A 21,958-nucleotide genomic window follows, 5' to 3' on the forward strand; every position below is an offset into this window, starting at 1 on the left:
CCAACCCCTTGAACAACCACCCCGTCGGACCGATCAGCCGACCTCGGGGTCGCCCTTCGTGTACGTGAGGCGCTCCACCGCTCCGGGCTGGAAGTCGTCCTCGATCTTCTTGCCGTTGACGTAGAGCTGGATCGCACCGGCGTCGCCGAGGATCAGGTTGACCTTCGAGCTGTCCTGGAAGGTCTTGGACTCGCCCTTCTTGAGGAGTCCGTCGAAGAGCATCCGGCCGTTGTGGTCCTTGGCGGAGATCCAGCTGCGGCCGTCGACCGCACTCACCTGGACCGTCACCTTGTCCTGCGGCGCGGCGGCGATGGCGCTGTCGGAGGGGTCGGACTTGGGCGTGGCCGAGTCCGGGTTCGAGGGCTTGGGCGCGGCGGACTTGCTGGTGCTGGGCGTGGCTCCCTGGGTGACCTGCGACGCGGCGTCGGTGTCGCCGTCGCCGCCCTTGAAGGCCGTGAACCCGACGAAGCCGACCACGGCGACGATCGCGGCGACCATGGCCGCGGTCCAGTTGGGTCCCCGCCGCTCGGGACGGATACGTTCCGCCTCGAAGAGGGGCGCCGCCGGCGTCGGGGCCGGGCGTCCGCCGTGATCGTCGTCGTAGCGCGCGAGGAGCGGTGCGGGATCGATGTGGACGGCCCTGGCGAGGGTCCTGATGTGCCCGCGGGCGTAGACGTCCCCGCCGCAGGGCGTGAAGTCGTCGGCCTCGATGGCGTGCACGATGGCGATGCGGACCCGGGTGGCACTGCTGACGTCGTCGACGGTCAGCCCGGCGGCGATACGTGCCTGCTGCAGGGCTCGGCCGACGGAAGGGCGGGCTTCTTCCTCATGACCGTCTGAGGAACGACCGTCTTCGAACGGACGCTCGTCTTCAGGGGAGTTGCCGATGGACACGGGGGCGCCTTTCGAGCGTGTAGCCGCCTGTGCTGGAAATTCAGTCTAGGGGGGGTACCGAAGGGTGGGGCAACCGGGCGGTGGGACTTTGTACGCCATCGGTATGGCCGGACAGCCCGATGGCGAGCCAGACACGGACCCCATGGTGGGAGCCCCATCTGTCTTCTCGCTCAACTTGACGTACGGCAAAGGGAAACGGTTGCCCGACGATCTCTAACGGGTGGATCACGGTCGCATCCTTTCGGCGGACGCCTACCCTTCAGACTCCCCGCGGATCACCGCGAGCACGCCGTCCAGCTCGTCAGCCTTCACAAGAACGTCACGGGCCTTGGATCCCTCGCTGGGTCCGACGATGCCCCGGGACTCCATGAGGTCCATGAGCCGCCCGGCCTTGGCGAAGCCGACGCGCAGTTTGCGCTGGAGCATCGAGGTGGACCCGAACTGCGTGGACACGACCAGCTCGGCCGCCTGGCACAGCAGGTCGAGGTCGTCGCCGATCTCCTCGTCGATCTCCTTCTTCTGCTTGCTGCCCACGGTGACGTCGTCCCGGAAGACGGGTGCCATCTGGTCCTTGCAGTGCTGGACGATCAGCGCGACCTCGCCCTCGGTGACGAAGGCGCCCTGCATACGGGTCGGCTTGTTCGCCCCCATCGGCAGGAACAGCCCGTCGCCCTTGCCGATCAGTTTCTCGGCGCCGGGCTGGTCGAGGATGACCCGGGAGTCGGCGAGCGAGGAGGTGGCGAACGCGAGCCTGGAGGGCACATTCGCCTTGATCAGACCGGTGACGACGTCCACGGACGGCCGCTGCGTCGCGAGGACGAGGTGGATGCCGGCCGCGCGCGCGAGCTGCGTGATGCGCACGATCGAGTCCTCGACGTCCCGCGGCGCGACCATCATCAGGTCGGCGAGCTCGTCGACGATCACCAGGAGATACGGATAGGTCTTCAGCTCCCGCTCGCTGCCCTCGGGCGTCTTCAGCTTGCCGTCGCGGATGGCCTGGTTGAAGTCGTCGATGTGCCGGTACCCGAAGGCCGCGAGGTCGTCATACCTGAGGTCCATCTCGCGTACGACCCACTGGAGCGCCTCGGCGGCCCTCTTCGGGTTGGTGATGATCGGCGTGATCAGGTGCGGGATGCCTTCGTAGGCGGTCAGTTCGACGCGCTTGGGGTCGACGAGGACCATGCGCACGTCCTCGGGGGTCGCGCGCACCATGACGGAGGTGATCAGGCAGTTGATGCACGACGATTTACCGGAACCGGTGGCTCCGGCGACCAGTACGTGCGGCATCTTCGCCAGGTTGGCCATCACATAGCCGCCCTCGACGTCCTTGCCGAGCGCCACCAGCATCGGGTGGTCGTCCTCGGCCGCGTCCGCGAGACGCAGTACGTCACCGAGGTTGACCATCTCGCGGTCGGTGTTCGGGATCTCGATGCCGACCGCGGACTTGCCGGGGATCGGGCTGATGATCCGCACATCGGGGCTGGCGACGGCGTAGGCGATGTTCTTGGTGAGGGCGGTGATCCGCTCGACCTTGACGGCGGGGCCCAGCTCGACCTCGTAGCGCGTGACCGTCGGCCCGCGCGTGAAGCCGGTGACCGAGGCGTCGACCTTGAACTCCATGAAGACGTTCTGGAGCGAGGCGACGACGATGTCGTTGGCGGCGCTGCGCGTCTTGCCGGGGCCGCCGCGCTCCAGGAGGTCGAGCGACGGCAGCGAGTACGTGATGTCGCCGGCCAGCTGAAGCTGCTCGGCCCGCGGCGGCAGGTCCCGCATCTCCTCCGGGGGCGCCTTGGTCAGATCCGCTACGACGCGCTCGACCGGCTCGGGCTTGAGCTTCTCCTGCCTGGGGCGCGCGGCGGGGGCCGGGACGGGCGTCGGGGTGGTGTCCTCGCGGTCTCCCCCGACCCGTACGCCCTGCGTGAGGTCGGCGACGATCGGCGAGGGCGGCATGCCGTGCAGGACGGCCCCGTCGAGCGCCGCTGCGGCGGCCGCCGCGACGTCCACGGCGTCCATGGGGCGGCGCATGTCGGGCTGGGGCACGGCGGAGCGCCGGGGGCGGCTCCGGCGCTTGGAGAGGGCGTCCTGCTCGGCGCTGTCCGGGTCGTAGGCCTCGGGGGCGCTCCCGCGCGGGCGGGAGCGCGCGGGCAGCGCCTCGCGCCACTGCTCGTCGTAGCGCTCGTCGTCCTCGCCGAACTCGTCCGCGTCGTCGTAGTCGTGGACGATGCCCAGCTTCACCCCGAGCAGCCGCAGGCGCTGCGGGATGGCGTTGACGGGCGTGGCGGTGACGACCAGCAGCCCGAAGACGGTGAGCAGCACGAGCAGGGGTACGGCGAGGACCTCACCCATGGTGTACGTCAGCGGGGTCGCCACACCCCAGCCGATGAGCCCGCCGGCGTCCCTTATGGCCTGCATTCCGTCGCTGCGCGCGGGCGCGCCGCAGGCGATGTGGACCTGGCCGAGCACGCCGATGACGAGCGCGGACAGGCCGATCACGATGCGGCCGTTGGCCTCGGGCTTCTCGGGGTGCCGGATGAAGCGCACGGCGATCACCGCGAGCAGTATCGGCACGAGCAGGTCGAGGCGGCCGAACGCGCCGGTCACCAGGATCTCGACGAGGTCGCCGACCGGGCCGCGCAGATCGGCCCAGGTACCGGCCGCGACGATCAGCGCGAGGCCGAACAGCAGCAGCGCGACACCGTCCTTGCGGTGGGCCGGGTCCAGGTTCTTCGCACCCTGCCCTATGCCGCGGAACACCGCGCCGACGGCGTGCGCCGTGCCGAGCCAGACGGCGCGCACGAGCTTGACGATGCCCCCGGTGGGGCTGGGCGCCGGCTTGGGCGCGGGGCGTGCGGTCTTCTTGGCGACCGCCTTCTTCGCGGGGGCCCTTTTCGCAGCGGCCTTCTTCGCCGGAGCCTTCGCCGGAGCAGCCCTCTTGGCGGGCTGCTTCTTGGCTGCGGAGGGACGTGAGGCCATAGGTGTGAGGTTACCTGTGGAGACGGCGGCGGACACGTGTGCCCACTGCTTCACCCGTTCGTGTCGCCCGTACGAGACCGGGAACTGACGTCCGTTCACGCACAACTGCGCCCGTGGCGGACGTCAGTTCTGCGACGGGACCGAAGGTGCTCCACTGCCCGTACCCGGCTCCAGGGCGTCGAGTGCCCTGCGCAGCCCGGTGAGTTTGCGTTCGAGATGAGCAGCGGTCGCTACGGCCGCCGCGTCCGCCGACTCGTCGTCGAGCTGCTTGGACAGCGCCTCCGCCTGCTCCTCGACGGCCGCGAGCCGCGCCGACAGCTCGGCGAGCAGTCCGGCCGGTTCCTTGGCCGCCCCGACCGCGGGCTTGCCGTCCAACTGGAGCCGCAGCAGGGCCGCCTGCTCCCGAAGCTGGCAGTTCTTCATGTAGAGCTCGACGAAGACCGAGACCTTCGCGCGCAGCACCCATGGGTCGAACGGCTTGGAGATGTAGTCGACCGCGCCCGCCGCGTAACCCCGGAAGGTGTGGTGCGGGCCGTGGTTGATCGCGGTGAGGAAGATGATCGGGATGTCCCGGGTCCGCTCCCGTCGCTTGATGTGCGCGGCGGTTTCGAAACCGTCCATGCCCGGCATCTGGACGTCCAGCAGAATGACCGCGAAGTCGTCCGTCAGCAGTGCTTTGAGCGCTTCCTCCCCGGACGATGCCCGAACCAGTGTCTGATCGAGCGCAGAGAGGATGGCCTCCAGCGCCAGCAGATTCTCCGGCCGGTCATCGACCAGGAGGATCTTGGCCTTCTGCACCATGGCCCGCCCTCCTCGCCCCGGATGTGCACCGGGCGCCGCCCCAGGGGACGACTCTCTTGCGCCGTCCGTCCTTGTGCCGGTCATGGTAGCCGCACCCCGCCCGTCGCCACACCCTGTCACCGTGATGTCACTGTGCACGTAGCAGAAACGCGGCGGGAGACCAGAAGGTTCCCCGAATCCCGCACTTCTACACGGCTCCGGCCACCCTGAGTCAGCAACTCCGTGTGGCCATCGAACGTTCCCCGCACCGTTCCCACGGCTTTTTCGTCAAGTCCGCTCGTTTCCTTCACTCCGCGCGCATCCACTGCTCCATCACCGACAGCAGATGATCGGGATCGACCGGCTTGGTGACGTAGTCCGAGGCACCGGACTCGATCGCCTTCTCCCGGTCGCCCTTCATCGCCTTCGCGGTCAGCGCGATGATCGGGAGCCCGGCGAACTGCGGCATCCTGCGGATCGCCGACGTCGTCGCGTATCCGTCCATCTCGGGCATCATGATGTCCATCAGAACGACCGTCACATCGTCGTGCTGCTCCAGGACCTCGATGCCCTCGCGGCCGTTCTCCGCGTACAGCACGGACAGCCCGTGCTGCTCCAGGACGCTGGTCAGCGCGAAGACGTTGCGGATGTCGTCGTCGACGATCAGCACCTTCTCCCCGCCGAACCGGATGCCCTTGCGTGACGGCGGCGCCACCTCCGGGGCCGCCCACTGGTCCCGTACGGTCGGCCCCAGTTGGGCGGACTCGACGGCCCGGCGACGACGCCTGAAGAGCGCGGCGGCACCGTTCTGCGTCTCGTGGTACGACTTCACCTCGGCCGGCGTCTCGATGCCCACCTCGCTCCGCTCCGTCAGCTCGGCGAGCTCCGCCGCGGACACCACCAGGTCGCCCGCCTCCAGCGCGGGCAGCTGCTGGTAGCCCTGCGGGGGCAGTTCGCTCGGGTGCAGCGGCAAATACAGCGTGAACGTCGAACCGCGCCCCGGTTCGCTCTGCGCGTGGATCTCACCGCCGAGCAGCTGCGCGATCTCCCGGGAGATCGACAACCCGAGGCCCGTACCGCCGTACTTGCGACTGGTCGTACCGTCCGCCTGCTTGAACGCCTCGAAGATCACCCGCATCTTGCTGCCCGCGATCCCGATCCCGGTGTCGGTCACCGAGAACGCGATCAGACCGGCGTCCGCGTCCCGCAGCGAACCGGCCTCCAGGAGCTGCTCCCGGATCGCCACCGGCACATCCGCGCCAGCCGGCCGGATGACCAGCTCGACCGCCCCGGAGTCGGTGAACTTCACAGCGTTGGACAGCAGGTTGCGCAGCACCTGGAGCAGCCGCTGCTCGTCGGTGTGCAGTGTGGCGGGCAGTTCCGGCGACACCCGTACGGAGAGGTCGAGGCCCTTCTCCGCGGTCAGCGGGCGGAAAGTGGCCTCTACGTAGTCGACGAGTTGGACGAGCGCGATCCGCGTCGGGGAGACGTCCATCTTGCCCGCCTCGACCTTCGACAGGTCCAGGATGTCGTTGATCAGCTGGAGCAGGTCGGACCCCGCGCCGTGGATCGTCTCGGCGAACTCGACCTGCTTCGGGGAGAGGTTCCCCTCCGCGTTGTCGGCGAGCAACTTGGCCAGGATCAGCAGCGAGTTGAGCGGTGTGCGCAGCTCGTGCGACATGTTGGCGAGGAACTCGCTCTTGTAGCGCATCGACACCGCGAGCTGCTCGGCGCGCTCCTCCAGGACCTGCCGCGCCTCCTCGATCTCGGTGTTCTTGACCTCGATGTCGCGGTTCTGCTGGGCCAACAGCTCGGCCTTCTCCTCCAGTTCGGCGTTGGACGACTGGAGTGCCTTCTGTCGGTTCTCCAACTCGGCCGACCGCTCCCGGAGTTGCTCGGTCAGCTCCTGCGACTGCTTCAGCAGCACCTCCGTCTTGGTGTTGACGGAGATGGTGTTGACGCTGGTCGCGATCATCTCGGCGATCTGGTTGAGGAAGTCCTTCTGGATGTGCGTGAAGGGCGTGAAGGAGGCCAGCTCGATGATGCCGAGCACCTTCCCCTCGAACAGCACCGGCAGCACGATCACCTGCGCGGGCGGCGCCTCCCCGAGCCCCGAGGAGATCTTCAGGTAGCCGCTGGGCGCGTTCTCCACGAGGATCGTGCGCCGCTCCTGGGCGGCCGTCCCGATCAGCGCCTCACCGGGCCTGAACGAGGTCGGCATGGACCCCATGGAGTAGCCGTACGACCCGAGCATGCGCAGTTCGTACGCCTCCTCGCCCTCGACGTCCGCAAGCGGCAGTGCGAGGAAGAACGCGCCGTGCTGCGCGGAGACCACCGGCGTCAGCTCGCTCATGATCAGCGAGGCGACGTCGTCCAGGTCGCGGCGGCCCTGCATGAGCGCGGAGATGCGGGCGAGGTTGCCCTTGAGCCAGTCCTGCTCCTTGTTGGCGATCGTGGTGTCACGCAGGTTGGCGATCATCTTGTTGATGTAGTCCTGCAGTTCCTGGATCTCGCCGGCCGCGTCGACGTCGATCTTCAGGTTCAGGTCGCCCCGGGTCACCGCGGTCGCCACGCGCGCGATGGCACGCACCTGGCGGGTCAGGTTCCCGGCCATCTCGTTCACCGACTCGGTGAGGTCGCGCCAGGTGCCGTCGACGTCACGCACGCGTGCCTGGCCGCCGAGCTGGCCCTCCGTGCCCACCTCGCGGGCGACCCGGGTGACCTCCTCGGCGAAACTGGACAGCTGGTCGACCATCGTGTTGATCGTCGTCTTCAGTTCGAGGATCTCGCCGCGGGCGTCGATGTCGATCTTCTTGGTCAGGTCACCCTTGGCGATGGCCGTGGTGACCATCGCGATGTTGCGCACCTGACCGGTCAGGTTGGACGCCATCCCGTTCACGGACTCGGTGAGGTCCTTCCACGTGCCGGCCACACCGGGCACGCGCGCCTGACCGCCGAGGATGCCGTCCGTGCCCACCTCGCGGGCCACCTTGGTGACCTGGTCGGCGAACGAACTCAGCGTCTTCACCATGGTGTTGAAGGTGTCCGCGAGCTGCGCGACCTCGCCGCGCGCCTCGATCGTCACCGTCCGCGTCAGGTCGCCGTTGGCGACGGCCGCCGCGACCTGGGAGATGTTCCGCACCTGCATGGTCAGGTTGTTGGCCATCAGGTTGACGTTGCCGCTGAGGTCCTTCCAGATGCCCGTGACACCCGGTACGTGCGCCTGCCCGCCCAGGATGCCCTCGGTGCCCACCTCGCGGGCCACCCGGGTCACCTGCTCGGCGAACGACGACAGCTGGTCGACCATCGTGTTGACCGTCGTGACGAGTTCGAGGATCTCGCCCTTGGCATCGACGGTGATCTTCTTGGAGAGGTCGCCCTTGGCCACTGCGGTCGTGACCTCGGCGATCTGGCGCACCTGGATGGTCAGGTTGTTCGCCATGAAGTTCACCGACTGGGTGAGGTCCTTCCAGGTGCCGGAGACACCCTGCACCTCGGCCTGACCGCCCAACTGCCCCTCGGTGCCAACCTCGCGGGCCACACGCGTGACCTCCTCGGCGAACGAGGACAGCTGGTCGACCATCGTGTTCAGGGTGTTCTTCAGCTCCAGGATCTCCCCGCGCGCGTCCACGGTGATCTTCTGGGACAGGTCACCCCGGGCCACCGCGGTCGCGACCTGCGCGATGTTACGGACCTGGGCGGTGAGGTTGCCGGCCATGCCGTTCACCGAGTCGGTCAGGTCGCGCCACACACCGGCGACGCCGGGCACCTGCGCCTGCCCGCCCAGGCGGCCCTCCGTGCCCACCTCGCGGGCCACCCGGGTCACCTGGTCCGCGAAGGCGGAGAGCTGGTCGACCATCGTGTTGATGGTGTTCTTCAGCTCCAGGATCTCCCCGCGCGCGTCCACGTCGATCTTCTGGGACAGGTCGCCCTGGGCCACCGCCGTGGTCACCTGGGCGATGTTGCGCACCTGGGAGGTCAGGTTCCCGGCCATCGAGTTGACGGAGTCGGTGAGTTCCTTCCAGGTGCCCGAGACGCCGTCCACGCGCGCCTGACCGCCCAGCCGACCCTCGGTGCCCACGTCACGGGCCATCCGGGTCACCTGGTCGGCGAACGACGACAGTTGATCGACCATCGTGTTGACGGTGTTCTTCAACTGAAGCATCTCGCCGGACACGTCGACGGTGACCTTCTGCGACAGATCGCCGTTGGCCACGGCCGTCGTCACCTGCGCGATGTTCCTCACCTGTCCGGTGAGGTTGCGGAACGCCGTGTTGACGGAGTCCGTCAGGTCCTTCCACGTTCCGGCCGCGCCCGGCACCTGTGCCTGGCCGCCCAGTTCACCCTCGACACCGATCTCGCGCGCCACGCGCGTGACCTCGGCACCGAACGAGGACAGCTGGTCGACCATCCCGTTGACGGTGTTCTTCAGTTCCAGCATCTCGCCGGCCACGTTCACGGTGACCTTCTGGGACAGGTCACCGCTCGCCACAGCGGTCGTCACGGCGGCGATGTCCCGCACCTGGATCGTCAGGTTCCGGAAGACCGTGTTCACCGAGTCGGTGAGGTCCTTCCACGTCCCCGCCGCACCCGGCACGTTCGCCTGCCCGCCGAGCTGCCCCTCGGCCCCGACCTCGTTGGCCACGCGCGTGACCTCGTCCGCGAACGTACGCAGCGTCTCGGTCATCTGGTTGATCGTCTCGGCGAGCTGGGCGACCTCGCCCCGCGCGGAGACGGTCACCTTCTGCGACAGGTCACCGTTGGCCACAGCCGTCGTCACCTGGGCGATCCCGCGCACCTGGGCCGTCAGGTTGCCGGCCATGATGTTCACCGAGTCGGTGAGGTCCTTCCAGACCCCGGCCACGCCCGGCACCTGTGCCTGGCCGCCCAGCTCGCCCTCGGTGCCCACCTCACGGGCGACCCGCGTCACCTCGGAGGAGAACGACGACAGCTGGTCCACCATCGTGTTGACGGTGTTCTTGAGCTCCAGCATCTCGCCGGCGACATGGACCGTGACCTTCCGCGACAGGTCACCCTTGGCGACCGCCGTGGTCACCAGCGCGATGTCCCGCACCTGGGCCGTCAGCCGGTACGCCATCGTATTGACCGACTCCGTGAGGTCCTTCCACGAGCCGGACATGCCACGCACGCGTGCCTGCCCGCCCAGCTTGCCCTCGGTGCCCACCTCGCTGGCCACACGCGTGACCTCGTCGGTGAACGTCGACAGCTGGTCGACCAGGTTGTTGACGGTCCGCCCGACCTTCAGGAACTCCCCGCGCAACGGATGCCCGGTCCCGTCCGGCGCCTGCGTCCGCAGCTCCATGCGCGGCGACAGATCACCCTCGGCCACCGCGGACAGCACCCGTCCGACCTCGGAGACGGGCCGTACGAGGTCGTCCACGAGCGCGTTGGAGGCATCGATGGCCGAGGCCCAGGAACCCTCGCAGGCGCCCGTCTCCAGCCTCTCCGTGAGCTTTCCCTCACGGCCCACCATCCGCCGCACCCGGGACAGCTCTCCCGTGAGATGCAGATTGCGGTCGGCCACCTCGTTGAACACGGCGGCGATCTCCGACATCACGCCGTCGCCGGACACCGTGAGCCGCTTGCGGAAGTTCCCGTCCCGCATGGAGACCAGGGCCGTCAGCAGCCGGTCCAAGGAGGCGGCGTCCACCTCCGTGGTCCCATTGCGCGGTTTGCGCTGGTTCTTCGGGGACTGTCCGCCTTTCGCGCGCGTCTTGGTGGCCCGCGTCGCTGCGCCAGACTCCACTGTGTCCCTCCCGCAGGGGTCGACCGTTACTGCTGTGCTCGGCTGCTACTGCTCGGCGTATCAGCTACCGCCGCGTATCTCTGCCCGGTTTACCGGGCTTCAACAGGGCCCGGCGCCCTCCGTACCCAGAAGACACCCAGCCTGCCCGGACCTTCACCAGAATCCTGCCCAGTGTTTCACCCTGCCTGAACCAGGCCATAACAGTTCGGCAGCTTCGCACACGGTCCGCACACCCTGAGGACGGAAACACTGCGGACCGGCATCCGCATGGACGGTGAAGGTAAGTAACCTTGCATGCGGCTGTCCAGCCGCGCCGGTTCCGTCCGGCCTGGGCGGTGGCACGAGCACGAGCGGGCAGGCATCGGAGGGGCACCGCACCATGACCACCGGACTGCATCCTGGGGGAACGCCCCAGGATCCCCCGCCGACCGGAAACCAGCCGGTGCCCCGGCAGGCGCCGATCGGCCATGGTGACCTGCCCGCCGACAACAGGCCGAGGAGTTCTGTGATCACCGCGCGCGCGGCCGCCAGCTTCGACCCCGTCGGACGATCGGTCGCCACCGCGCGGTCCTTCGTCCGCGACACCCTCCAGGGCTGGGGCTTCGCCGACATCGTCGACGACGCCGTGGTCCTCACCAGCGAGCTGGTGACCAACGCCGTCGTCCACGCGGGCACGGCCGCGGATGTGCTCTGTCTACGGAGTGACGACGGCGCGAGGATCGAGGTCGCCGACCACTACCCGGAGCGCGAGATCCCCCTCCAGGGGGCCGCGATCAGCATGAGCAGCCCCGACCGCGAGGGCGGCCGCGGCCTCCAGCTGTGCGCGGCCCTGGCCAGCCGCTGGGGTGTCGACTACACCCCCACGAAGAAGCTGGTCTGGTTCCAACTCGACCTCCCCGCACGCCCGGTGGGCACCCGCGCGGCCGGCCCGTCCCTGCCGGCCGCCCTGCTCCCCCTCGCCGACGGCAGGGTCCGCGTCGCGGTCGTCCAGATCGACCGTACGGGCTCCATCGCGTCCTGGAACGAGGACGCCGAGGAACTCTTCGGCTACGCCGCCGAGCAGGTCACCGGCAAGCCCCTCACCGACCTCGCCGCCTGGCCGCACACCCCGGGCACCAGCACCGGCATCGCCGAGGCCCTCCGCCTCTCCCGCTGGGAGGGCACCTACGGCGTCCGCGGCGCCGACGGCCGCGTGACCCCGGTCTACGCCTCCCACCTCCGCGTCCGCGACACGGACGGCGAGCCGTCAACCGTGTGCCTCCTGGTGAGGGACCACGAACGCGCGGTTCTGCAGACCCCGTTGCGCGGCCCCGCCCCCGACGCGGCGTCCACCCCGGACGGCCAGAACACCGACCCCTTCGAGGTGTTCATCGGCTCCCCCGCGCCGGACGACCTCGACGGTCTCCTCCAGCGCACGGTCGAGCGCGCCCGCGACATGCTCGACGGCGACTCCGCCTTCCTGCTCCTCGCGACCGACGACGAAACGGAGTTGGAGGTCCGCGCCTCCACGGGCCTGCCCTCCGCCCGCCAGCGCTTCGCGCGCGTGCCCGTCGAGGCCGGCCCCGGCCGCTACGGCTCCGCGCGCATGCCGGCCGTCCACGAGGACCTCCAAGCTGTCCCGGGCGCCGTGCCGCTCCTCAGCGGCACCGGAATGCGCTCGGTCGTCACGGTCCCCCTGAAGGTCGAGGGCCGCCTCACCGGCTCCCTCGGAGTGGCAGCCGAAGGCCCCAACAAATACTCGAACGAAGAAGCCCTGCGCCTCCAATTCGCCGCCGACCGCATCGCGTTGGCGGTCGAATCGGCCCGCCTGGGCGAACTGGAACGCCTGCGCCGCGGCTCGCTCAGCTTCCTGGTCGAGGCCTCCGACCTCCTCGCGGGCACCCTCGACCGTGATCAAACCCTGGCCCTGATGGCCCAGATGACCGTCCCGACCCTCGCGACCTGGTGCGCGGTCTACACGATCGCCGACCAGTCCTCGGACCCGTACCTCAGTTACGTCCTGCACGAGGACGAGGAACTCATCGACGGCATCAAGTCGTTGCTCTCGAAGATCGCCCCTCCGGACCCGGTCCCCACCCCCGGCGCCCGCGTCTGGGCCGCCCCCGCCGAGGCGGCCCACCAGGCCGCCCTGCGCACCTCCATGCGCAGCCTCGGCCTCGGCGAACCGACCCGCCGCGTCAGCTCGGGCATCGGCCCAACTCTCGCTACGGCCTCGGCAGTCGGCGGCGAGACAGTCGTCCTCCCCTTGGTCGCCCGCAACCGCGTCATCGGCATGCTGACCCTCGGCAAGCCCACCGACGAACACTTCCGCCAGGAAATCCTGGAACTGGCCGAGGACTTGAGCCGCCGGGCCGCCCTCGCCCTCGACAACGCCCGCCTGTACTCGGAGCGCACGGCCATCAGCCAGTCCCTCCAGCGCAGCCTCCTGCCCCCCGACCTCCCGCACATCGAGGGCGTCGAGGTCGAGGTCATCTACCGCGCGGCCGGCGAGGGCAACGAAGTGGGCGGCGACTTCTACGACCTCTTCCCCATCCGCGACGGTGTCTACGGCTTCGCCATCGGCGACGTCTGCGGCACCGGACCCGAAGCGGCCGCGGTCACCGGCCTGGCCCGCCACGCCCTCCGCCTGCTCGCCAGAGAGGGCTTCGGCGGCCCCGCGGTCCTGGAGCGCCTCAACTCCGCGATCCTCGACGAGGGCGCCCGCAGCCGCTTCCTGACCCTCCTCTACGGCGAGTTGTGGCCCCAGGAGGACGGCAGCGCCAAACTGAAAGTGGTCTGCGCCGGCCACCCGCTCCCGCTCCGCCTCCGCCAGGACGGCACGGTCGAACCGGCCGCCGAACCCCAGCCCCTCCTCGGCGTCATGGACGACCTAGAGCTCTACGAGCAGACGGTCACCCTCGACCCCGGCGACGTCCTCCTGTGCGTCACGGACGGCGTCACGGAACGCCGCGAGGGCACCCGCATGCTCGGCGACGACGGCCTCACCGACGTCCTCACGACCTGCACGGGCCTCACGGCCGGCGCGGTCGCGGCCCGCGTCATGCGCGCGGTCGAACGCTTCGCATCAGACGCCCCGTCCGACGACATGGCCATCCTGGCGATGCGCGTCCCGGGCCTCCAGAAGGACTGACCCCGAACACGCAGAAGGCCCCGCCCAATTGGGCGGGGCCTTCTGATGTCCGGAGCCCTCTAACGGAATCGAACCGTTGACCTTCTCCTTACCATGGAGACGCTCTACCGACTGAGCTAAGAGGGCCTGTCGCTTTCCCGAGGTTTCCCTCGCGGCGACGAAAAGAATCATACCCCGAACAGGCCCGTGCGCCCAACCACCGCTGCCCGACCCCGACTCGATCAGAAAGCGGGCTGCAGCAGTCCCCCGAGCGCGTTGCACGCAGAAACGATCCGCTGCATCTCCCGCTTCGTCAACGAGGCGTCCACCGGCAGCGCGAGCGTCTCGTCCGCGGCCCGCTCGGTCTCCGGCAGAGCCACACACCGCCGGTACTCAGGCAACCGGTGCACAGGCGTCTTCACCGGCACCCGGCACTCAACTCCCCTACCACGCACGGCCCGAGCGAAGGCGTCACGATCTGGCCGCCCGTTCCCCGGCACCCGCACGACGTACTGCTGGTAGGTGTGCCCGTCCCCACCATCGGGCGTCCGCACCCCGCGCAACTTCGCATCAAGATAGGCAGCCCGCTCCCGCCGCTGAGCGACTTCGTCGTACGGCGCCTCGGACTCCCCCTGCTGCAACACCAGCAGCCCATGCCGCTGCCCGACCCCGAGCAACCGCCCGACATCAGCAGACCGACCGAATCGATGTACGACAACTATCGCCGCGGTACGCGGAGTTACGACCGCTTCGACAGCAGACGCGTCGAGACAGTAGGTCACCGGATCTATGTCGGCGAACACCGGCAGCCCACCCGCCAGAGTGACGGCCTCGGCGACTTCCACGTTCCCGAACGCCGACACGACGACCTCGTCACCGAGTCCGACGCCCGCGGCCCTGAGCATTGCAGCAGTACCCATGCTCGGATGGTGATTGCGCAACGTGAACTTCAAGTGACGCACAACAAAAAAGGGTTGGACCCCGAACCGAAGTTCAGGATCCAACCCTTTCAATATTTGTTCGGCGGCGTCCTACTCTCCCACAGGGTCCCCCCTGCAGTACCATCGGCGCTGTAAGGCTTAGCTTCCGGGTTCGGAATGTAACCGGGCGTTTCCCTCACGCTATGACCACCGAAACACTATGAAACAGACAACCGCACCATCACCGTGACCATGGCAATGGGGTTGTTCGTGGTTTCAGAACCAACACAGTGGACGCGAGCAACTGAGGACAAGCCCTCGGCCTATTAGTACCGGTCACCTCCAGCGGTTACCCGCCTTCCAGATCCGGCCTATCAACCCAGTCGTCTACTGGGAGCCTTAACCCCTCAAGGGGGTGGGAACACTCATCTCGAAGCAGGCTTCCCGCTTAGATGCTTTCAGCGGTTATCCCTCCCGAACGTAGCCAACCAGCCATGCCCTTGGCAGAACAACTGGCACACCAGAGGTTCGTCCGTCCCGGTCCTCTCGTACTAGGGACAGCCCTTCTCAATGTTCCTGCGCGCGCAGCGGATAGGGACCGAACTGTCTCACGACGTTCTAAACCCAGCTCGCGTACCGCTTTAATGGGCGAACAGCCCAACCCTTGGGACCGACTCCAGCCCCAGGATGCGACGAGCCGACATCGAGGTGCCAAACCATCCCGTCGATATGGACTCTTGGGGAAGATCAGCCTGTTATCCCCGGGGTACCTTTTATCCGTTGAGCGACGGCGCTTCCACAAGCCACCGCCGGATCACTAGTCCCGACTTTCGTCCCTGCTCGACCCGTCGGTCTCACAGTCAAGCTCCCTTGTGCACTTACACTCAACACCTGATTGCCAACCAGGCTGAGGGAACCTTTGGGCGCCTCCGTTACTCTTTAGGAGGCAACCGCCCCAGTTAAACTACCCATCAGACACTGTCCCTGATCCGGATCACGGACCCAGGTTAGACATCCAGCACGACCAGACTGGTATTTCAACGACGACTCCCCCTGAACTGGCGTCCAGAGTTCACAGTCTCCCAGCTATCCTACACAAGCCGAACCGAACACCAATATCAAACTGTAGTAAAGGTCCCGGGGTCTTTCCGTCCTGCTGCGCGAAACGAGCATCTTTACTCGTAGTGCAATTTCACCGGGCCTATGGTTGAGACAGTCGAGAAGTCGTTACGCCATTCGTGCAGGTCGGAACTTACCCGACAAGGAATTTCGCTACCTTAGGATGGTTATAGTTACCACCGCCGTTTACTGGCGCTTAAGTTCTCAGCTTCGCCACCCCGAAGAGTGACTAACCGGTCCCCTTAACGTTCCAGCACCGGGCAGGCGTCAGTCCGTATACATCGCCTTACGGCTTCGCACGGACCTGTGTTTTTAGTAAACAGTCGCTTCTCGCTGGTCTCTGCGGCCACCCCCAGCTCACGGAGTAAATCCGATCACCAGTGATGGCCCCCCTTCTCCCGAAGTTACGGGGGCATTTTGCCGAGTTCCTTAACCATAGTTCACCCGAACGCCTCGGTATTCTCTACCTGACCACCTGAGTCGGTTTAGGGTACGGGCCGCCATGAAACTCGCTAGAGGCTTTTCTCGACAGCATAGGATCATCCACTTCACCACAATCGGCTCGGCATCAGGTCTCAGACTATGTGTGATCCGGATTTGCCTAGACCACGTCCTACACCCTTACCCCGGGACAACCACCGCCCGGGATGGACTACCTTCCTGCGTCACCCCATCACTCACCTACTAACCGCTTGGGCCGGCGGCTCCACCACTTTCCATTCCCCGAAGGGTCCGGAACGGCTTCACGGCCTTAGCATCACGATGCTCGATGTTTGACGCTTCACAGCGGGTACCGGAATATCAACCGGTTATCCATCGACTACGCCTGTCGGCCTCGCCTTAGGTCCCGACTTACCCTGGGCAGATCAGCTTGACCCAGGAACCCTTAGTCAATCGGCGCACACGTTTCTCACGTGTGTATCGCTACTCATGCCTGCATTCTCACTCGTGAACCGTCCACCACTAGCTTCCGCTGCAGCTTCACCCGGCACACGACGCTCCCCTACCCATCCCAGCAGGCGTTGGCCCTATTACTGGAATGACACGACTTCGGCGGTACGCTTGAGCCCCGCTACATTGTCGGCGCGGAATCACTAGACCAGTGAGCTATTACGCACTCTTTCAAGGGTGGCTGCTTCTAAGCCAACCTCCTGGTTGTCTCTGCGACTCCACATCCTTTCCCACTTAGCGTACGCTTAGGGGCCTTAGTCGATGCTCTGGGCTGTTTCCCTCTCGACCATGGAGCTTATCCCCCACAGTCTCACTGCCGTGCTCTCACTTACCGGCATTCGGAGTTTGGCTAAGGTCAGTAACCCGGTAGGGCCCATCGCCTATCCAGTGCTCTACCTCCGGCAAGAAACACACGACGCTGCACCTAAATGCATTTCGGGGAGAACCAGCTATCACGGAGTTTGATTGGCCTTTCACCCCTAACCACAGGTCATCCCCCAGGTTTTCAACCCTGGTGGGTTCGGTCCTCCACGAAGTCTTACCTCCGCTTCAACCTGCCCATGGCTAGATCACTCCGCTTCGGGTCTTGAGCGCGCTACTAAATCGCCCTATTCGGACTCGCTTTCGCTACGGCTTCCCCACACGGGTTAACCTCGCAACACACCGCAAACTCGCAGGCTCATTCTTCAAAAGGCACGCAGTCACGACGTTGCATGCAAGCATGCAACGCGACGCTCCCACGGCTTGTAGGCACACGGTTTCAGGTACTATTTCACTCCGCTCCCGCGGTACTTTTCACCATTCCCTCACGGTACTATCCGCTATCGGTCACCAGGGAATATTTAGGCTTAGCGGGTGGTCCCGCCAGATTCACACGGGATTTCTCGGGCCCCGTGCTACTTGGGTGTCTCTCAAACGAGCCGTTGACGTTTCGACTACGGGGGTCTTACCCTCTACGCCGGACCTTTCGCATGTCCTTCGCCTACATCAACGGTTTCTGACTCGTCTCACAGCCGGCAGACTGTGAAAGAGAGATCCCACAACCCCGTACACGCAACCCCTGCCGGGTCTCACACGTATACGGTTTGGCCTCATCCGGTTTCGCTCGCCACTACTCCCGGAATCACGGTTGTTTTCTCTTCCTGCGGGTACTGAGATGTTTCACTTCCCCGCGTTCCCTCCACTTGCCCTATGTGTTCAGGCAAGGGTGACAGCCCATGACGACTGCCGGGTTTCCCCATTCGGAAACCCCCGGATCAAAGCCTGGTTGACGACTCCCCGGGGACTATCGTGGCCTCCCACGTCCTTCATCGGTTCCTGGTGCCAAGGCATCCACCGTGCGCCCTTAAAAACTTGGCCACAGATGCTCGCGTCCACTGTGCAGTTCTCAAACAACGACCAACCACCCATCACCCCCGGCTACCACCGGAGTTCACTGGGGTCGGCACTGAAGGCAGCTTGTTACAGCCGTACCTTCAGACACCCAACAGCGTGCCCGGTGTTCCCGTCACTCGTGGTCAGCTTTCCACGCCCCGAAGAGCAGTACTTGCAGCCCGAGATGAGCGGCGACACCGAATAATCAACGTTCCACCCTTGAGCAACCAGCACCGGACATTCGCCGATGTACTGGCCTCTGACCTCACCCCGAAGGGATCGGTAAGAAGTGCTCCTTAGAAAGGAGGTGATCCAGCCGCACCTTCCGGTACGGCTACCTTGTTACGACTTCGTCCCAATCGCCAGTCCCACCTTCGACAGCTCCCTCCCACAAGGGGTTGGGCCACCGGCTTCGGGTGTTACCGACTTTCGTGACGTGACGGGCGGTGTGTACAAGGCCCGGGAACGTATTCACCGCAGCAATGCTGATCTGCGATTACTAGCAACTCCGACTTCATGGGGTCGAGTTGCAGACCCCAATCCGAACTGAGACCGGCTTTTTGAGATTCGCTCCACCTCACGGTATCGCAGCTCATTGTACCGGCCATTGTAGCACGTGTGCAGCCCAAGACATAAGGGGCATGATGACTTGACGTCGTCCCCACCTTCCTCCGAGTTGACCCCGGCGGTCTCCTGTGAGTCCCCGTCACCCCGAAGGGCACGCTGGCAACACAGGACAAGGGTTGCGCTCGTTGCGGGACTTAACCCAACATCTCACGACACGAGCTGACGACAGCCATGCACCACCTGTACACCGACCACAAGGGGGGCACTATCTCTAATGCTTTCCGGTGTATGTCAAGCCTTGGTAAGGTTCTTCGCGTTGCGTCGAATTAAGCCACATGCTCCGCTGCTTGTGCGGGCCCCCGTCAATTCCTTTGAGTTTTAGCCTTGCGGCCGTACTCCCCAGGCGGGGAACTTAATGCGTTAGCTGCGGCACCGACGACGTGGAATGTCGCCAACACCTAGTTCCCACCGTTTACGGCGTGGACTACCAGGGTATCTAATCCTGTTCGCTCCCCACGCTTTCGCTCCTCAGCGTCAGTAATGGCCCAGAGATCCGCCTTCGCCACCGGTGTTCCTCCTGATATCTGCGCATTTCACCGCTACACCAGGAATTCCGATCTCCCCTACCACACTCTAGCTAGCCCGTATCGAATGCAGACCCGGGGTTAAGCCCCGGGCTTTCACACCCGACGTGACAAGCCGCCTACGAGCTCTTTACGCCCAATAATTCCGGACAACGCTTGCGCCCTACGTATTACCGCGGCTGCTGGCACGTAGTTAGCCGGCGCTTCTTCTGCAGGTACCGTCACTTGCGCTTCTTCCCTGCTGAAAGAGGTTTACAACCCGAAGGCCGTCATCCCTCACGCGGCGTCGCTGCATCAGGCTTTCGCCCATTGTGCAATATTCCCCACTGCTGCCTCCCGTAGGAGTCTGGGCCGTGTCTCAGTCCCAGTGTGGCCGGTCGCCCTCTCAGGCCGGCTACCCGTCGTCGCCTTGGTGAGCCATTACCTCACCAACAAGCTGATAGGCCGCGGGCTCATCCTGCACCGCCGGAGCTTTTAACCCCCACACATGAGTGCAGGAGTATTATCCGGTATTAGACCCCGTTTCCAGGGCTTGTCCCAGAGTGCAGGGCAGATTGCCCACGTGTTACTCACCCGTTCGCCACTAATCCCCACCGAAGTGGTTCATCGTTCGACTTGCATGTGTTAAGCACGCCGCCAGCGTTCGTCCTGAGCCAGGATCAAACTCTCCGTGAATGTTTACCGGTAATCCGGTTCGCATACACGAGAGCGGAACAGTCAGGCGGAATAAGCCCGACCGTTCACAGCGTCCTCGCTGTATGTGTTCTTCAAAGGAACCTCGTCCCAGACATCAGAAGATGAGTGGAGACGGGGTATTAACATATCTGGCGTTGATTTTTGGCACACTGTTGAGTTCTCAAGGAACGGACGCTTCCTTTGTACTCACCCTCTCGGGCTTTCCTCCGGGCTTTTCCCTTCGGTCTTGCGTTTCCGACTCTATCAGACCGTTTCCGGTTCCGATTTCCTCGGTGCTTTCCAGGTTTCCGCTTCCGCGTTTCCCTTTCCGGCGGTTCCGACTTTATCAGAAGTTCTGAGTCGGATTTTCCGGTCCTTCGGGAGTGGCTCCCGTACACGCGAAGTGTCCGGGTTCCCCCTCAGGCGGAGCCGTAAACGTACTGGAGCGGGCCGCCTCGATGCAAATCGAGGCGGCCCGCTCCAGGTTCACGCGTACGAGGGGTCGTACGACTGTCAGACCTCCACGACGACCGGGAGGATCATCGGCCTGCGCCGATAGTTGTCCGAGACCCACTTGCCGAGCGTGCGGCGGATCAGTTGCTGCAGCTGGTGGGGTTCCACCACGCCGTCCTGGGCCGAGCGCTCCAGGACCTCCGTGATCCTGGGGACCACGTCCACGAAGGCGGAGTCCTCGATGCCGGAGCCGCGCGCCTGGATGTGCGGACCGCCCGTGATCTTGCCGGTGGACGAGTCCACGACGACGAAGACCGAGATGATGCCCTCGTCACCCAGGATCCTGCGGTCCTTCAGCGCGGGCTCGCCGACATCGCCGACCGAGAGGCCGTCGACGTAGACGTAACCCGCCTGCACCTTGCCCGAGATCTTCGCCTTGCCCTCGATGAGGTCGACGACCACGCCGTCCTCGGCGATGACGATCCGGTCGTGCGGGACGCCGGTCATGGCGCCCAGTTCGGCGTTGGCCCGTAGGTGGCGCCATTCGCCGTGGACCGGCATCAGGTTCTTCGGGCGGCAGATGTTGTAGAAGTACAGCAGCTCGCCGGCCGAGGCGTGTCCGGAGACGTGGACCTTGGCGTTGCCCTTGTGGACGACGTTGGCGCCCCAGCGGGTGAGGCCGTTGATGACCCGGTAGACCGCGTTCTCGTTGCCCGGGATGAGCGACGAGGCCAGGATCACCGTGTCGCCGGCGACGATGCGGATCTGGTGGTCCCGGTTGGCCATGCGGGACAGGGCCGCCATCGGTTCGCCCTGCGAGCCCGTGCAGACCAGGACGACCTGGCTGTCCGGAAGGTCGTCGAGCGTCTTGACGTCCACCACCAGGCCCGGCGGGACCTTGAGATAGCCGAGGTCACGGGCGATGCCCATGTTGCGGACCATTGAGCGGCCGACGAAGGCGACCCTGCGGCCGTACTCGTGGGCCGTGTCCAGGATCTGCTGGATGCGGTGGACGTGGCTGGCGAAGCTGGCCACGATGATCCGCTTGCGGGCGTTGCCGAAGACCTGTCGCAGGACGTTCGAGATGTCGCGCTCGGGCGGGACGAACCCAGGGACCTCGGCGTTCGTCGAGTCGGCGAGGAGCAGGTCGATGCCCTCCTCGCTCAGCCGTGCGAACGCGTGTAGATCTGTGAGACGGCCGTCCAGCGGGAGCTGGTCCATCTTGAAGTCGCCCGTGTGGACGACCATGCCCGCGGGCGTGCGGATGGCGACCGCGAGCGCGTCCGGGATCGAGTGGTTGACCGCGACGAACTCGCAGTCGAAGGGGCCGATGCGCTCGCGGTGCCCCTCGGCGACCTCGAGCGTGTACGGCCGGATGCGGTGTTCCTGGAGCTTCGCCTCGATGAGTGCGAGGGTCAGCTTGGAGCCGATCAGCGGGATGTCCGCCTTCTCGCGAAGGAGGTAGGGGACACCGCCGATGTGGTCCTCATGGCCATGCGTGAGGACGATGCCGTCGATGTCGTCGAGGCGGTCCCTGATGGACGTGAAGTCCGGCAGGATCAGGTCGATTCCGGGCTGCTCCTCCTCGGGGAAGAGCACGCCGCAGTCGACGATCAGTAGGCGGCCGCCGTATTCGAAGACCGTCATGTTTCGGCCGATTTCCCCGAGGCCGCCGAGTGGGGTGACCCTCAGGCCGCCTTCGGGGAGCTTGGGCGGCGGGGCGAGTTCAGGATGCGGATGACTCAAAAGACTCTCCTACCCATGCGCGCCACGTACCTATGGGCACGTGGCG

At 65.8% G+C, this 21,958-nt stretch carries 7 protein-coding genes, 1 tRNA gene and 3 rRNA genes; 1 reads left to right on the forward strand and 10 read right to left on the reverse strand.

Going from position 1 to position 21,958, the window contains the following annotated elements; translation table 11 throughout:
• Positions 1–33: 33 nt before the first annotated feature.
• The 4 genes from OG714_RS15255 to OG714_RS15270 form a co-directional block, all read right to left on the reverse strand.
• Complete coding sequence (locus tag OG714_RS15255) at positions 34–894, reverse strand: helix-turn-helix domain-containing protein (RefSeq protein WP_406121393.1); 861 nt, start codon at positions 892–894, stop codon at positions 34–36.
• Between the two features lie 252 nt (positions 895–1,146).
• Positions 1,147–3,867 carry a DNA translocase FtsK gene (locus OG714_RS15260; protein WP_406121395.1) on the reverse strand — a complete coding sequence of 907 codons (2,721 nt, stop codon included), beginning with the start codon at positions 3,865–3,867 and terminating at the stop codon, positions 1,147–1,149.
• Positions 3,868–3,990: 123 nt separating this feature from the next.
• Complete coding sequence (locus OG714_RS15265; protein WP_363101542.1) at positions 3,991–4,668, reverse strand: response regulator; 678 nt, start codon at positions 4,666–4,668, stop codon at positions 3,991–3,993.
• A 286-nt stretch (positions 4,669–4,954) separates the two neighbouring features.
• Entirely contained in the window at positions 4,955–10,414 is a 5,460-nt protein-coding gene (locus tag OG714_RS15270; protein ID WP_406121397.1) for a HAMP domain-containing protein, read from the reverse strand.
• Positions 10,415–10,793: 379 nt separating this feature from the next.
• On the opposite strand from OG714_RS15270, the gene OG714_RS15275 reads away from it, so the two are divergent.
• The gene (locus OG714_RS15275; RefSeq protein ID WP_406121399.1) at positions 10,794–13,544 is read left to right on the forward strand and encodes a SpoIIE family protein phosphatase; all 2,751 of its coding nucleotides are present in this window, start codon (positions 10,794–10,796) and stop codon (positions 13,542–13,544) included.
• 53 nt (positions 13,545–13,597) lie between these two features.
• On the opposite strand, the gene OG714_RS15280 is transcribed toward OG714_RS15275, so the two are convergent.
• From OG714_RS15280 to OG714_RS15305, 6 genes are all read right to left on the reverse strand, one after another.
• Positions 13,598–13,670 (reverse strand) — tRNA-Thr (locus OG714_RS15280).
• A 95-nt stretch (positions 13,671–13,765) separates the two neighbouring features.
• Entirely contained in the window at positions 13,766–14,428 is a 663-nt protein-coding gene (locus OG714_RS15285; protein ID WP_406131829.1) for a DegT/DnrJ/EryC1/StrS family aminotransferase, read from the reverse strand.
• A 113-nt stretch (positions 14,429–14,541) separates the two neighbouring features.
• Positions 14,542–14,658 (reverse strand): 5S ribosomal RNA (gene rrf, locus OG714_RS15290).
• A gap of 91 nt (positions 14,659–14,749) precedes the next feature.
• A 23S ribosomal RNA gene (locus OG714_RS15295) occupies positions 14,750–17,872 on the reverse strand.
• Positions 17,873–18,187: 315 nt separating this feature from the next.
• A 16S ribosomal RNA gene (locus OG714_RS15300) occupies positions 18,188–19,713 on the reverse strand.
• Together the 16S, 23S and 5S rRNA genes form the textbook arrangement of a ribosomal RNA operon.
• A gap of 513 nt (positions 19,714–20,226) precedes the next feature.
• Positions 20,227–21,912, reverse strand: a complete 1,686-nt coding sequence (locus OG714_RS15305; protein WP_033284980.1) for a ribonuclease J — start codon at positions 21,910–21,912, stop codon at positions 20,227–20,229.
• Between the last annotated feature and the right edge of the window lie 46 nt (positions 21,913–21,958).

This window comes from Streptomyces sp. NBC_00989 (assembly GCF_045162655.1).
Lineage (GTDB): Bacteria > Actinomycetota > Actinomycetes > Streptomycetales > Streptomycetaceae > Streptomyces.